We start from the raw sequence: 13,290 nt of genomic DNA on the forward strand, positions 1-13,290 counted from the left end.
CACCAACCACAAGCAACACCGCTATGCGATCAGCCATCTACACTATTTTGCAGTTTTCTCATATTCGCTTTTGCCATCCGTTATATGACCTGTTTTTTTATCGACTGAGTAAGTGAGCAGTTCAGATGGAACTTGCAACAGTCCGTCCTTGTAAACTGCGGGCATGCTGTGCGTCCGAGTGCTTGAATCAACGAAGCTAGGCATTGTGCGCTTCACAAGATATGTGTCACCATTTTTTTGGATATCGAGGGATATATTTAATTTAGATCCACCATCTTGAATGCGGCTCCATTTTCCAACGAAAGCGTCACTGTTCGAATTTCCGCATCCTGCAATAAACAAACAAGAAAGCCAAAATAGATTTTTCTTCATACGTATCCTATGTTTTTATGATGATAAATTACTGCTAGGCAGTTAGAGACTCTCTACGGCTGACAAGCCCCTCGCTACTAGGTGCTAGTCACGTCCGGCATAGTTTACCATGTGGAAGTTTGGGGAGACTGCCCTAGCGGGGCCTAATTAGGCGCAGCATTAGCACTGCCCAAACATCGTTTGCGGGTTCGGTTTACGTCTGGTGCAACATGAAGCGATGGCTCGACGTGATCGTCTGCTTGTGGCCGGTTCCTGCCTGTCGCGACCGGCTGGTTCCGACCCTAAGCGGCCCTCCGGTTCCAGTCTCCTGCGGTCATCGTGCATGTCCTGCCTGCTGCATCAGCACATGAGTTCACTCACGATTTGTGTCCAATCCGACATTAACATTGAGTCCTGATGCATCCATGCCGCCGCTAAATGCTACATTGAGCAGCTTGTGCGAATTTTCCCAAGTTTTGCGGTCATAGCTTGACCAGTATTTGTAGATGTAAATATCTCGCCCAAATGTGAGGCTGCCGGTTACGGACTGGCTGCCCTTCAATAAAGATCCACGCGTGGTCACTTTCAGTGGAACGGGTGAATTAGCCGGGATATGGAGAACAAACTCACCTTCACCTAGCGGCGGCGTACCCATCTTCACAACCGGAAGTGCAGAAATCATGTCTGTAGGTGCAGGCATCGCTGCGGGTGCAGGCACCGTAGTAGCGCAACCTGCGGTGAACAGAACAATTAAAGCAAGCCCGACGATGCACTTTTTCATTCCATCCTCTGTATGTCGATAAATTAATTGAACTCTACGGTATCTAGCAAATTTGTACGACCGCTTATGGCCGAACCCGGCCGTTCACATCAGCTTAGCAATTCGCACGGCTTGAAAAAGCACTGACTGTCACGACAGGCCGCTACCTACCCGGCGCGGAGATGGCGACCTTATGCGCTCTATCTAATCCGCTGCCAGACTCACTTCGTTGGGACCGAAGATAACGCTGGATGATCGAATTCGCATTTATGCATGAGCCAGAGTGAAATGCACAATGCGACAAGGTTTATGCCGATGGCGAAGCGCGCACCCGGTTGTCCCAGGTTGATACTGAATTGCGCACCAAATCCCGAACCGAAAAAGCCGACTTGAAATGGTGACAGCTTGGCGAAGACCTGAAGTTGCACACCGCAAAACACTGTGTAGCCGAGAAAGGGTGTCTGTAGCAGAGGTGTCTGTATAAACCAGAAAATCACATTTCGGTATAGGGCGTGCCGAGTGCCTTCAAGCATTTGCACACCACACCATATACCCCATAGAAAAAACCCCATGCCGAGTGCGAAGGGAACGATATTTGTTGGGGCTAGCTCCTGACCTTGCAGAACTGCGGTCATGCTTGAGCCGAATCCAAGTGCCCCGCCACCGATAGACAGGACGCCAAGTCCACGACGTTGCCAGTTACTCAAGGAGCCGATCATGTGAATCTGCGCATTGTTTTTTGTTGAAGATGCGCGAGATTACCAGACTACAGCTCGGAGGAAATGCTCGGATTCTCACCACGACAGACAGGAAACGATATATCAGCGCTTATGCCTTCTCGAGAAGTCCGCTTTTGGCCGAACCCGGGCGTTCAGCTGAGCATATCAGGTCACCAAGGCGGAAAAGTCGCGGACTGTCACGAAGGGCAGGAACCGACCCAAAGCAGACGTTCAGAAGGTTGGGTCTAGCACTTTATTGAGGGCCGCATCTTCCAAGGGCACTCGTGATGGCAGCTTGCAGGCGGATCTATAGATTCTTATCCATCATTACGTCCGCTTGACCAGCTCGACGCGCCGGTTCTTTGCACGTCCCGTATCGTCGTTGTTAGCTGCCACCGGCTTGGTATCACCTAGGCCTAGAGTACTGAGGCGCTCCTTAGCGATACCTGTAGCAATCAGTGAGCCCATTACGGCGTCCGCACGCTGCTGCGACAATGTCTTGTTGTGAGCCGGATCACCAACATTATCCGTATGGCCCTCAATAGTCAGATTCAAGGAGGGGTTCTTATCCAACAGTTTTGCAATCTCATCCACTGCAAGTCTGCCATCCGGCCGGATACCCGCTTTATCGGTATCGAAGTTGATATACAACGCAACGTGCCCGTCCTTCCCCAGCGCGTTCCACATCTCGTCGGCCTTGATGAAACTGACTCGCTGCTGCATAGGTTTTTCTTCCAGTGTCGTGACACTGACATTCAAACCATCGTCAAACAAAGAAAAACTGAGCCAGATGTTCCTGTCAGGCGCACGCAGCAGGTATTGCGCATATACCGGAACATCTCCCGGCAAATCGGCCGGAAGGTTGGGTAGCCGCAATCGCTGGAGGATGGATTTGGTTTCGCCATTGCGCGCGACGAATACTGGATCAGCAGGGCCCACTGCGTCTACGCGGACTGCGCCGAGCGCTCGAAATGCGCTGTCGTAGTTGCGGTAGGCCTCCAACAACGACATTTTTACTACACTTAGCGGGAACCAGCGCTGCTGGTATCGGCCCTCGACAGAACGCAGTTCATTGCCCGCAATCACATAAATCTGGTCGAATTGCTGTTCCTCGTTATGATAGCCCTCCGTTCCCGCTGGCCTGTCAACGTAGGGAAACGCTGGTAGTTTGGTAGACGTTATAGGCACGCTTTGCAAATCAAAAGGTGTGACGGCACTGCTGATGGCTGGGTTGCCAATAGGTGTCGCTTGCGAACGTGCACGTGTTGAATCTGCTGTCGAGGTAGTAGTCGCCGCCGTTGTCTCTGCAGTAGTGGCGTCATCGCGCTTACAGGCGCTTAAGGAGATAAGTGCAGAGAGAGCCGCTGTTGTAATCTTAGTGGCATTAGACATTAATATTTTCTTGGAAAGTTTTTAGAGTTATTGTATGGCACTAGTAGTTAAAATAATTGAATGGCCAATACAGCTTAATATGCAACGCCGTTCAACTTTTGAGTCTAGAGGAAAAGTCTACCTAACTAGTGACACGATAAAAGCACACATATTTACTGTCTAGGAACAAGTCGCATAAAATAGGATACAAATAGGAGACACGACGTACAAAGGGCTGCACGGTCAATCAAGGGCCCCTTTTAGCGGAAATAGGCCAGTTGACCAAGCTTAGCAGGCTGCCAGGATGAATCCAATAGCCGCCGTGACAGGCCGGAAACGACCCATTGCGGACCTTAAGCAAGGTACCGCATACGCCAACGGGTCAACCCTTCTTCCCTAATTAGCGCAAACATGGGGCCTCGTTACTCGTCATTGCCGCTGATTTTATTGCCACTGGTCCTGGTCCATGATGCCTACGCCCAGTTGCTCGCACAGGCCCACGAACTTGTCGCCGTCGTGCTCATCGACCAGCACGACATTCCAAATGTCGTCTCCGTCGTCCATTACGATCATCCGCTTGCCGAACTTCGGTGCGTGTTCCAGCAGGGTATCGAGCAGTACGCTGATCCGCGCCGGCCCCTGCGGCGGTTCATCAGGCAAATCAGGCGCCGGCAGCTGGCGCGTGTTACACATGCACAACATCATTTCTTCGAACGTGTCGTTATCCTTGAAGTCGGCCTGCACGGCCAGCTCGATTGAAGCCAATTCTTCCATCAGAGTAAAAAATTCCGGCATGCTTTCGCTGTTGTCCACTGTCGAACGTGCCTGTTCGGCTAGTTCCGGCGTGCCGCTTACGAGCTCAAGCCAGCGTACAAAAGCATCACTCTCACTGAGTTCATAAGTATGTCCCTCTTGGGAGGCGCTAATGTCGCTAGATGTCGTCATGGGTAGGTCAATCCTGAAAGATTATTAGAGTAATAACAATATCATAGTAAACTTCCCGCCTCTATACCAATGCGAGCAGAAAATTAACTTTCCTCGTAATGCTGGTTTCGGCCAAAAGACCGCTTCTGGCCGAACCCGGCTGTTGAGCTGAGCATATCAGGTCACAATGGCAGAAAAAAGCGCAGACTGTCACCAAGGGCAGGAACCGACCCATGACAGACGTCCGTCTTGCCAATGAGGTCAGCGCACGTCTGCGCAGTAGACATCGCGCAGCTCGCTACAAGCCTCGTCGAAGTGTTCGAGGTACGACTTACAAAACGTAGACTCATCCGCTGCGGAGTCAAGCCATGCCGCCAGTCTAGTAAGACCAGTGCGCTCAGAAAAAGCGATCAGGTCGCTGATTGCAGTCGATCCCACATCTTGCAGTGGTCCAAAAGAACCGGAATTTCTGACTGCATAGTCTATCCACCACATCCAATAAACGCCCGACTCGGCTGGACTAAGGGAATCCGCCCCTTCATCATTTAGCTTCTGGAGGACGACAGCGCCTGTATCGATGAGCCAGGTTTCAAGGTCAAGCATCATTAGTGGGTTCCCTGCCGAGTTTGAATCGTTAGCTGTTTAAGCGTCCGCTCTTGGCCCAGGCTGTGTAAAAACGTAGCGTCGTGTAAACGGACGTCGTCCGGTAACCGTTAAGACAGTATCTCATCAAGACGGATGCAAAATGAAGCGCTTCATTGAAGGCGAGGATCGTGGCCAAGGCACTCTGTTGCCCGAACTCTTGGACGACTACGTGGCCGAAGATAATCCAGTGCGAGTGGTCGATGTATTCGTGGACGAACTTGACCTTGGCCTCCTGGGCTTCACTCGGGTGCAACCAGCAAAGACGGGCCGGCCCGCTTACCATCCCGCAGTTCTTCTCAAACTTTACATTTATGGCTACCTTAACCGCATCCAATCGAGCCGTCGGCTCGAGCGCGAAGCGCAGCGCAATGTCGAGCTGATGTGGTTGACGCAACGCTTGGCGCCGGACTTCAAGACGATCGCGAACTTCCGCAAAGGTAATGGCAAAGCGATCCGCAATGTGTGCCGGCAGTTTGTCGTGCTGTGCCAGCAACTGGACCTGTTCTCGGACGCGGTTGTGGCGATCGACGGCAGCAAATTCAAGGCAGTCAACAGCAGCGACCGCAACTTTACCCAAGCAAAGCTCAAGCGCCGGATGGAAGAAATCGAGGCCAATATCGGCCGCTATTTGGCGGAACTGGACACGGCTGACAGGCAGGAGCCGGCGGTAAAGCAAGCGCGTAGCGCCCGACTGAACGACAAGATATCAGCGATGAAATTGCAGATGGCCGCGCTTAGAGAAATTGAAGCGAAGCTGGAGGAGACTGGCGAAACGCAGATCTCGCTGACCAATCCAGGGCGAGGAAATTTTGACGTGCAAGCAAGCCGGCATTGCCGTGCTGGTGCCGGCTACCAGAACATCGAACGCCAAGGCCGACGACAGATTCGACAAGGCAGATTTCGTCTATGACCGGGAGAAGAACGAGTACCGTTGCCCGGCGGGTCAGGCACTGATCTGGCGTTTCGCCGGCGTTGACAAAGGCATGACGCTCAACCGTTATTGGAGCTCGAATTGCAAGACCTGCCCGCTCAAGGGCAGGTGCACGCCTAGCCAACAGCGCCGGGTGACGCGCTGGGAGCACCAGGACGTGCTCGACGACATGCAGGAGCAGCTTGAACGGAGCCCGGATGCCATGCGGATCCGGCGTTGCTCAGTCGAGCATCCATTCGGGACCATCAAGTCCTGGATGGGGGCAACGCATTTCATGACAAAAGGACTGGAACGCGTGAAGATCGAAATGAGCCTGCACGTGCTCGCCTATAACTTCAAACGGTTGATGTCCTTGTTTGGGGTCGCTGGCATGATAGAAGCAATTAAGGCGTACGCCTTTTTATTGGACCTGCAGTGCGTGTTTGGAGCGGGTGCCGTGCTGATCAGATCAGTATCCTCAAAAAACCGGCACTGCTCCCTGATTACCCTAAAGCGCCGTACCATAAGCATCGGCGGGTACAGTTCCACTGCCAAAGCCTGCTTCTAAGTTTTTACGCAGCCTGGAGCCATTGCGGACATTCGAGCTGCAATGTCAATCAGTCGCGACGACGCTTGCCTTCGGCGGCGCATCGGGACATTCGTCTGCCCAGCGCGTGACTGTCATGTCGCGCAACTGTTCTCCGATGGAATCCATGCGGAGGCATTTCCCTTTTTTGGAGTAGTAAAGGATGCACCGTGAGCTGTCCATGGAGCACGAGTCCACCTCGAAAATTTTGTGGCCAGTGAGCTGCAATTCAGCACCGCTGTATTCGTAACCGTCCGACGAATGCCGCCGTGTCGGCCTCCAGCCCTGCTTGAGAAGCTTGGCACGCGCCGGTAGCAGCGCTTCGCCCTCGGCGATGCCTGCAGGTCCGCGCTGGTTGCCTTTGTGCACTCCGTCAGCTAAAGCCGCGCCGGCGGCGAAGCAGCATCCGGCCAAGGCAACAGTCGTGATCAAGCTCCTCATTTCCCCGTTCCTCCGGCGGCTCTGCAGCTCGCCAAAAATTCTGAATATTCGACATAGGGCTGCGGTGGATAATGGTTGGCAAGCCCAGGCCCCTCAGGCAGCGCGGCCCATTTGAGCGCCGCCTTTGGCATCGCGCCTGCCACGTCCCCCACCTTGATCTTGTCGATCACGCCGATGGTGCGCAGCATGTCCACGGCGATGAGGTCCTGCGTGTTCGGCGTGAAGTCGGTAAGTCGGTAAGTCCTATCTTGCCGCCGAACTGGCGCCATGTGTCAACTGTGATTTGATACATGCCGGCAGCGTGGTCCTACCTCCGAACCCCGCGCCCGGATGGGTCGAGGTGTCCGTAAATCGCCAAGGGTCATTTTTCTTGCCCTTGACCGCGCTATATTTAAAGTCATAGCCGCCGCACTCGGAAGCTGCGATCGCTTTGAGATAGGCCGCGGCATTCGGATCGGCCTGATACACCTTGTTCTCCTCGTGTCGAGTATTCTTCTCCAGCGCGACGCGGATGGCCTTCGCCTCAGCGCTCTCCTTTAGGCGTTGTCGTTGCGCGGGCTTGGTGCCGGAGGGTCCTGCCCGTTGGTGATGTTATGGTGGCTGCTGCGCTCATCGTGTCTCCTCAAACATCAATGTCGATGTCGTCGGCTTCGGCGGTCGACGACAGCATGTGGGTATTGCCTTGACCGTCTGATACGCCGTGCTCGATTTTGCCGGAGGCCCGGACAATTGTGTATTCCGCGTGCGCCAAAATCTCGCCACTGTGCGCGTCAATTAGGACGAAGTGGTCGTCGCAAGAGGCGTCCTTCGAGGCAGCAGCTTGGTTAGGCTGCAAACTGTCAGCTGTCGCCGCGGCCGCTGCCGCTGCCGCCGTAGCGATCGGCGCAGTCGAGGCGCGTGCGCCCGACCCTAAGCCGACTTCAATCGTGTCGGTTATCTGGGAGGCAATCAGCGTAGCTCCGCACGACGTCTTCATGCCCTCGACCGCGATGCTAATGCCCATCATGCTGGCGTTCATGGCGCCCTCAACGATCACGGGCGAACCCGAGCATTTAGGACCGTGGACTCGGTGCCCGACCCCAGCAGCAGGCTTGCCGTGAATAATAAGGAACTGGTGCCCCTCAACAACGATTCCGCCATGCGAGGTCCTGTCCCCCACCCTGATGATTGCTTTGTCTCCCGACTTGCCTTCCCTTCTGCCGCGTGGCGGCACGGTCTTGCTTGATTAGTCTTGTTCGGAAACGCTAGCCTCCAGCTTGTCGTGATGAGCTAGCCGAGGTGCTGCCCCTCGTTGCATGAAGTCCCGATTGTCGTGCCTACCTTGAGCCGAGCGACCATCTTTCGCCGCCCAAAGTAACAGATCGCGCGAGCTCTTCTTGTTGATCGGCCTGCAGGCCGTAGACGAGGCAAAAGTGTTCACGCTCAGAAATGAGGACAACCGGCCGTCCATCATAGTGGTCTACTCGTCCTGCTCTGCTACCAAACTCAATTTCAGATTTAACTGGGAATGAACGGCAGCTGTTGGCCGAACGCGGACATTTAGCTGAGCATATCTGGTCACTAAGGCGATAAGGTCGCGAACTCTCACGAACGGCAGTGTCGCCGTCGGCAGCGGCAAGAACATCGATCATGCCCTCAAGCGCTAACCGGCTCTGGAGCACTATGTCAGCTCCGGCACTTTCCCGCTAGACAACAATCCAGCCTAGAACGCGATCCGTCCAATCGCCATCGGCAAGAAGAACTGTCTGTTTGCCGGCTCGGAGCGTGCTGGTCGCCGAGCCGAAGCCACCCAGAGCCTGTTTGCGATGACCAAGCTCAATGGATTGGATCCGGCCCGCTGGCTGGCCAACACCCTCGACAAACTGCCGACTTGCCCAAGCAGTAAGATCGATTCGCTGCTGCCATTTGCGGACTCTCAACCAGCTTGATTCGGCTGTGAAGATGGGGCGGCTGACCGCTTACGCATGCCCCTGAGTGTGCATGTCTCGACCGGCTAGACGCCCTTCCCCGCTGGCATTCGGCAAGCAGCATCTGATGTGGGAACGCATGGTGAACCTGGTCGACATGGCGCTCTACATGGCCAGGTCGTACGGCCGCAACCGGGCATATGGCGTGCGCGGTTTCGCCGATGACCAGCTGGGTAGCCTGGATGCGATCAAACAGAACCCGGTACTCGCCTAGCGCACCGGCCAGGTCGGGCTGTCGACCGTGATGGGCGGATGCGATACGCCGCGCGCTTGAGCGAGCGGCTGAACCGCGCGGGGCTCGGTCTGTTAGAAGCCGACCTTCAGGCCGACCGACACCACGTCGGCCTTGGCGCCGATCTCCGGCTGCTTGCCATAGCGCTCATATTCGCCGACCAGCGACAGGTTCTGGCCCAGCGCATACTGCAGGCCGACCGCGCCGTACACGCCATTGTCGTTGTCCGAATAGCTGGCGCCGTTGGACGACAGGTTGACCTTGCGCTCGTTACGGGCCACGCCCAGCTTGCCATAGGCCGACAGGCGCTCGTTCAGCGGCACCGCATACTTGGCAGCGACATAGCTGCTGGAACTCTTGACTTCTCCCTGTCCGAAACCTGACGTCGAGAAGACATTGACATCTTGGTTGCCGAAGCGGGTATAGCCGGCCTCCAGGGCCCAGTTCTGGTCGACGTTATAGCCTGCGAATACCTTGCCGCCGGCCTTCCAGTCGTCATCTGCGGAGCGGTTCTCGGCACCGGCCACTGCCACGCCCAGGTAGGTGCGCGAGGCCCAGTCGGGGCCGAGCCCAGTGGTCGTCGTCTGGGCTTGGGCGGATGCGATGGCGGTCATGCCGACCGCGAGCGCGATCAGGAGCTTGTTCATGGTTTTGTTCCTTGGTCTGGTTCGCAGTTCCCAATGAATTGCGTAGCGAAAAGATACATCGCGACGAGCCTGGTCCGAACTGCGGATGCGTAAGCACTTGTAACGAAACGCCACGGTCGACGGCCCGTCGGCGCGCTGCATGTCGCACATTCGGGGGTTGCCGTACTGATGCGCACTGTACGCCAACAATTCGTGCAAGATGCAATATATGCATTTTGTTACGCCTGGATACAAGATCGCCTTGGCAGACCTGGAGCGAACGACAAAGGGACTACGACAAGAGGGCGACATCGCATCGCGACAATGAGTCGCGCATAGACCCAACGTACAGGCCGCCCAATGAAATGTCGGTCACGATCTGCTCCGGAAACTCGTCAAAGCGCCAGCGTAATCCGCAGCGCAGGTGTTACCCCATCCAGCGCGTCACGAGCGGCACCAGCCAGGGAGCAAGCAGCGCTGTCAACGCGCCATTCAGTCCCATCGCCAGGCCGGCAAACGCCCCCATCTCGGGACTGAGCTGAAATGCCCGCGCCGTGCCGATCCCGTGCGCGGCCAGGCCCATAGCGAACCCACGCGCCGCGTCCGAGCGTACGCGCAGCGCATGAAACAGCCAGGTCGAAAAAATGGCGCCAAAGATGCCCGTGCCAATCACCAGCGCAGCGGTCAGGGAAGGCAGGCCGCCCAGCCGCTGGGCCACGGCCATCGCGATGGGCGACGTGACTGACTTGGGTGCGAGCGTCGCGATCAGTGCCGGCGTGGCGCCTAGCCACTGCGCCACGACGACCACTGAGACAATGGCCGTTACGCAGCCCGCGAGCAACGCCGCCGTGAGTGGCAACCAGTGCTGGCGCAGGCGCGGCAGCTGGCGCACCAGCGGCACGGCCAGCGCCACTGTCGCCGGGCCGAGCAGGAAGTGGACGAACTGCGCGCCGGCGAAATACCGCTCGTACGACATGCCGGACAGGCTCAGGATGCCCACCACGATAGCGATCGCGATCGCGACGGGGTTGGCGATCGGCGCACCCTTGCACCAGGCGCCGATGCGCTGCGCGGCCAGATAGGCGCACAGCGTCATGGTCAGGCCCAGCAGGGGCGAGGCCGCCAGATAAACCCAGAACTGGTGCAGGCCGGCGAAATCAGGCATCGCGATCTTTCGCCGGTTCGCCCTTCATGCCGCGCAGCAGCAGGCCGGTGACGGCCAGCGCCAGTAGGGTGCTGACGACAACCGACGCGACAATCGCCAGCCAGTGGCCACTGCCGCTGGCGGCGGCGACCACGATGCCCACGCCAGCCGGCACGAACAGCAGCGACAGGTGGGCCAGCAGCGCGTTGGCCGCCTGCTCGACCAGCACCTGTAATTTGGGAAAGACGATCAGGGCAGCCACGAGCAGCAGCATGCCGGCGACGGGGCCGGGCAGCGGCAGGCGCAGCACGAACACGATGCCCTCCCCCAGGCACTGAAATAACAACAACACCGCAAACGCTGCCAGCATGCTTTCTCCTTGATGCAAGACGGCGGCCAGAGGCCGCCGCAAACACGCAGGATAGCAAATTACCGATCAGGCAGCAGTGGTTGCCTCGCTGGCGGCGCCGAGGGCGCCACGCTTGACCTGGTCGCGCTCGATCGACTCGAACAGCGCCTTGAAGTTGCCTTCGCCGAAGCCGTCGTCACCCTTGCGCTGGATGAATTCGAAGAACACCGGGCCCAGCTGCGCCACACCAAAGATCTGCACCAGCAGACGCGCCTTGCCGTCCGTGACCGTGCCGTCGAGCAGCAGGCCGCGCATCTTGAGCTGTTCAGCGTCTTCGCCATGGCCCGGGATGCGCTCGTCGAGCATTTCGTAATACGTCTCGGGCGGCGCCGTCATCAATGGCACGCCGGCCGCGCGCAGGCTGTCGACCGTGGCGATCAGGTCTTCGCTCAAGAGCGCGATGTGCTGGATGCCTTCGCCGTTGAACTGCATCAGGAATTCCTCGATCTGGCCGCCGCCCGCCTTGCCTTCTTCGTTCAGCGGGATGCGGATCATGCCGTCCGGCGCCGTCATCGCCTTCGAGGTCAGGCCCGTATACTCGCCCTTGATGTCGAAGTAGCGGATCTCGCGGAAGTTGAACAGCTTCTCGTAGAAGCCGGCCCAGTACGACATGCGGCCGCGGTACACATTGTGCGTCAGGTGGTCGATGATCTTCAGGCCGTGGCCTTCCGGGTTGCGCGGCGCGCCGTCGATGAACTTGAAGTCGATGTCATAGATCGATTTGCCGATCGTGTCGCCTTCGTCGAAGCGGTCGATCAGGTACAGCGGCGCGCCGCCAATACCGCGGATTGCCGGCAGGCGCAGCTCCATCGGGCCGGTCGGGATCTCGACCGCCTGCGCGCCCAGTTCCAGCGCCCTGGCATAGGCCTTGTGCGCATCGCGCACGCGAAACGCCATGCCGCAGGCTGACGGGCCATGCTCGGCCGCGAAGTACGCAGCGTAGCTCTTTGGCTCGTTGTTGATGATGAAGTTGATGCCGCCCTGGCGATACAGCGCGACGTCCTTCGAGCGGTGCACGGCCACCTTGGTAAAGCCCAGCGCCTCGAACACGGGTTCGAGCACGCCCGGGGTTGGCGAAGCGAACTCGACGAACTCGAAGCCCATCAGGCCCATGGGATTGTCAAACAGGTCTGCCATTGTCTCTTCCTTTTATTCGTCCTACGTTGACGGTCATTCCGCGAACACGTCGGCCAGCAAACCACGCAACCACACATTGCCCGGATCCTGGTTGAAGCGGCGGTGCCAAAAAATATTCGTTTGCAGCGGCGGCAGATCCAGCGGCGGCGTTACCCATTCGAGTGCGAACGGCAGGCCGGCCCGTTCGGCCAGTTTTTGCGGCACCGTCACCACCAGGTCGCTCGAACTGACGATGTACGGCACCGCCGTGAAATGCGGTACCCGAAAGCGCGTCGCCGGCGCAATCCCGGACCTGGCCAGCACCGCGTTGACCCGGTCATACGGGCTGTCGGCCGCGTCCACCAGCAAATGCTCGGCCGCAGCGAAACGTGCCAGCGTCAGCGCGCCCTTGCCCAGTGGATGGCCCTTGCGGAACATCGTCACGAACGGCTGGCGAAACAGGTGGCGCTGGTACAGCGCATCGGACACATCCTCGAACGGGCCCACCGCCAGGTCGACCCGCCCGCCTTCCATTTCTTCCTTCAGCGTCGCCGCGCCCACGCGTACCGAACTGAGTTCAACGTGCGGCGCCACCTGCCGGCAGCGCTCGATCAGCGTGGGCATGAAGTACACCTCGCCGACATCGGTCATCGCCAGCACGAAGCGGCGGCTGCTCGTGCCCGGCTCGAACCGGCTGCGCTGGTTCAGTGCCAGCGCCACCTGCGCCATCGCCGCCCCGATCGGCTCGGCCATCTGCGTCGCCAGCGGCGTCGGCTGCATGCCGCTCGCCGTACGCACGAACAGCTCGTCGCCAAAGGCGCGCCGCAATCGTGCCAGCGCATTGCTCACCGCCGACTGGCTCAGGCCAAGGCGGCGGGCGGCACTGGAAATCTGGCGCTCCCGATAGACTTCCTGGAACACGGACAGCAGATTCAGGTCGATGGTGCGCGGTTCGATCATGGGTTTTCAGGGTTGCCGGCGCATTGTCCACGCGTGATGGTGGTGGAGGCCAGCAGTATTCATGGAATCAATAGTCTACATTTTTCTATTCATCTCGTAAAACTGGCCGGATTATTCTAGAGTGACGCC

General features: G+C 57.7%; 17 protein-coding genes and 1 pseudogene. 3 read left to right on the top strand and 15 right to left on the bottom strand.

The genetic code is table 11. From position 1 onward, the window contains the following. Positions 1-42 precede the first annotated feature (42 nt). The 6 genes from HD842_RS06775 to HD842_RS06800 all read right to left on the bottom strand — a co-directional run bounded on the left by HD842_RS06775 (position 43) and on the right by HD842_RS06800 (position 4,731). Positions 43-372, bottom strand: a complete 330-nt coding sequence (locus HD842_RS06775) for a hypothetical protein (RefSeq protein ID WP_183552520.1) — start codon at positions 370-372, stop codon at positions 43-45. 352 nt (positions 373-724) lie between these two features. Beyond that, the gene (locus HD842_RS06780; RefSeq protein ID WP_183552522.1) at positions 725-1,132 is read right to left on the bottom strand and encodes a hypothetical protein; all 408 of its coding nucleotides are present in this window, start codon (positions 1,130-1,132) and stop codon (positions 725-727) included. Between the two features lie 200 nt (positions 1,133-1,332). Then, entirely contained in the window at positions 1,333-1,830 is a 498-nt protein-coding gene (locus HD842_RS06785) for a hypothetical protein (protein WP_183552524.1), read from the bottom strand. A gap of 327 nt (positions 1,831-2,157) precedes the next feature. Beyond that, positions 2,158-3,222, bottom strand: coding sequence for an OmpA family protein (locus HD842_RS06790; RefSeq protein WP_183552526.1), 1,065 nt, complete (start codon positions 3,220-3,222; stop codon positions 2,158-2,160). Between the two features lie 423 nt (positions 3,223-3,645). Further along, positions 3,646-4,146 (bottom strand): DUF6630 family protein, encoded by a 501-nt coding sequence (locus HD842_RS06795; RefSeq protein WP_183552528.1) that lies wholly within the window; start codon positions 4,144-4,146, stop codon positions 3,646-3,648. Positions 4,147-4,386: 240 nt separating this feature from the next. Continuing rightward, positions 4,387-4,731: a hypothetical protein gene (locus tag HD842_RS06800; protein WP_183552530.1), complete on the bottom strand. Its 345-nt coding sequence runs from the start codon at positions 4,729-4,731 to the stop codon at positions 4,387-4,389. Positions 4,732-4,870: 139 nt separating this feature from the next. Here HD842_RS06800 and HD842_RS06805 point away from each other — a divergent pair. Beyond that, positions 4,871-6,248 (top strand): annotated as a pseudogene (locus HD842_RS06805) (transposase). Between the two features lie 45 nt (positions 6,249-6,293). Here HD842_RS06805 and HD842_RS06810 read toward each other — a convergent pair. The 4 genes from HD842_RS06810 to HD842_RS06820 all read right to left on the bottom strand — a co-directional run bounded on the left by HD842_RS06810 (position 6,294) and on the right by HD842_RS06820 (position 7,920). Then, complete coding sequence (locus HD842_RS06810) at positions 6,294-6,707, bottom strand: hypothetical protein (protein ID WP_183552532.1); 414 nt, start codon at positions 6,705-6,707, stop codon at positions 6,294-6,296. Beyond that, the gene (locus HD842_RS23975) at positions 6,704-6,895 is read right to left on the bottom strand and encodes a hypothetical protein (RefSeq protein ID WP_229424616.1); all 192 of its coding nucleotides are present in this window, start codon (positions 6,893-6,895) and stop codon (positions 6,704-6,706) included. Before HD842_RS23975 ends, HD842_RS06810 begins: the two co-directional genes overlap by 4 nt. A 55-nt stretch (positions 6,896-6,950) precedes the next feature. After that, positions 6,951-7,175, bottom strand: coding sequence for a hypothetical protein (locus HD842_RS23980; RefSeq protein WP_229424617.1), 225 nt, complete (start codon positions 7,173-7,175; stop codon positions 6,951-6,953). 154 nt (positions 7,176-7,329) lie between these two features. Further along, a complete protein-coding gene (locus HD842_RS06820) occupies positions 7,330-7,920 on the bottom strand; it encodes a PAAR domain-containing protein (protein WP_183552534.1) in 591 nt (196 codons plus the stop codon). 592 nt (positions 7,921-8,512) lie between these two features. Between HD842_RS06820 and HD842_RS06825 the strand changes: the two genes are divergently transcribed. Next, positions 8,513-8,635: a transposase domain-containing protein gene (locus HD842_RS06825; RefSeq protein ID WP_183552536.1), complete on the top strand. Its 123-nt coding sequence runs from the start codon at positions 8,513-8,515 to the stop codon at positions 8,633-8,635. Between the two features lie 106 nt (positions 8,636-8,741). Next, a complete protein-coding gene (locus HD842_RS06830) occupies positions 8,742-8,888 on the top strand; it encodes a hypothetical protein (RefSeq protein ID WP_183552537.1) in 147 nt (48 codons plus the stop codon). A 92-nt stretch (positions 8,889-8,980) separates the two neighbouring features. Here HD842_RS06830 and HD842_RS06835 read toward each other — a convergent pair whose 3' ends face one another. The 5 genes from HD842_RS06835 to HD842_RS06855 all read right to left on the bottom strand — a co-directional run bounded on the left by HD842_RS06835 (position 8,981) and on the right by HD842_RS06855 (position 13,161). Beyond that, on the bottom strand, positions 8,981-9,553 hold the full coding sequence (locus HD842_RS06835; RefSeq protein WP_183552538.1) for a porin family protein: 573 nt from the start codon (positions 9,551-9,553) through the stop codon (positions 8,981-8,983). A 406-nt stretch (positions 9,554-9,959) separates the two neighbouring features. Then, positions 9,960-10,697: an LrgB family protein gene (locus HD842_RS06840; protein WP_183552539.1), complete on the bottom strand. Its 738-nt coding sequence runs from the start codon at positions 10,695-10,697 to the stop codon at positions 9,960-9,962. Next, positions 10,690-11,046 (bottom strand): CidA/LrgA family protein, encoded by a 357-nt coding sequence (locus HD842_RS06845; protein WP_183552540.1) that lies wholly within the window; start codon positions 11,044-11,046, stop codon positions 10,690-10,692. Before HD842_RS06845 ends, HD842_RS06840 begins: the two co-directional genes overlap by 8 nt. A gap of 66 nt (positions 11,047-11,112) precedes the next feature. After that, entirely contained in the window at positions 11,113-12,222 is a 1,110-nt protein-coding gene (gene hppD / locus HD842_RS06850) for a 4-hydroxyphenylpyruvate dioxygenase (RefSeq protein ID WP_183552541.1), read from the bottom strand. Between the two features lie 33 nt (positions 12,223-12,255). Then, complete coding sequence (locus HD842_RS06855; RefSeq protein ID WP_183552543.1) at positions 12,256-13,161, bottom strand: LysR family transcriptional regulator; 906 nt, start codon at positions 13,159-13,161, stop codon at positions 12,256-12,258. Between the last annotated feature and the right edge of the window lie 129 nt (positions 13,162-13,290).

This window comes from Massilia aurea (assembly GCF_014200505.1).
Classification (GTDB): domain Bacteria; phylum Pseudomonadota; class Gammaproteobacteria; order Burkholderiales; family Burkholderiaceae_D; genus Telluria; species Telluria aurea_B.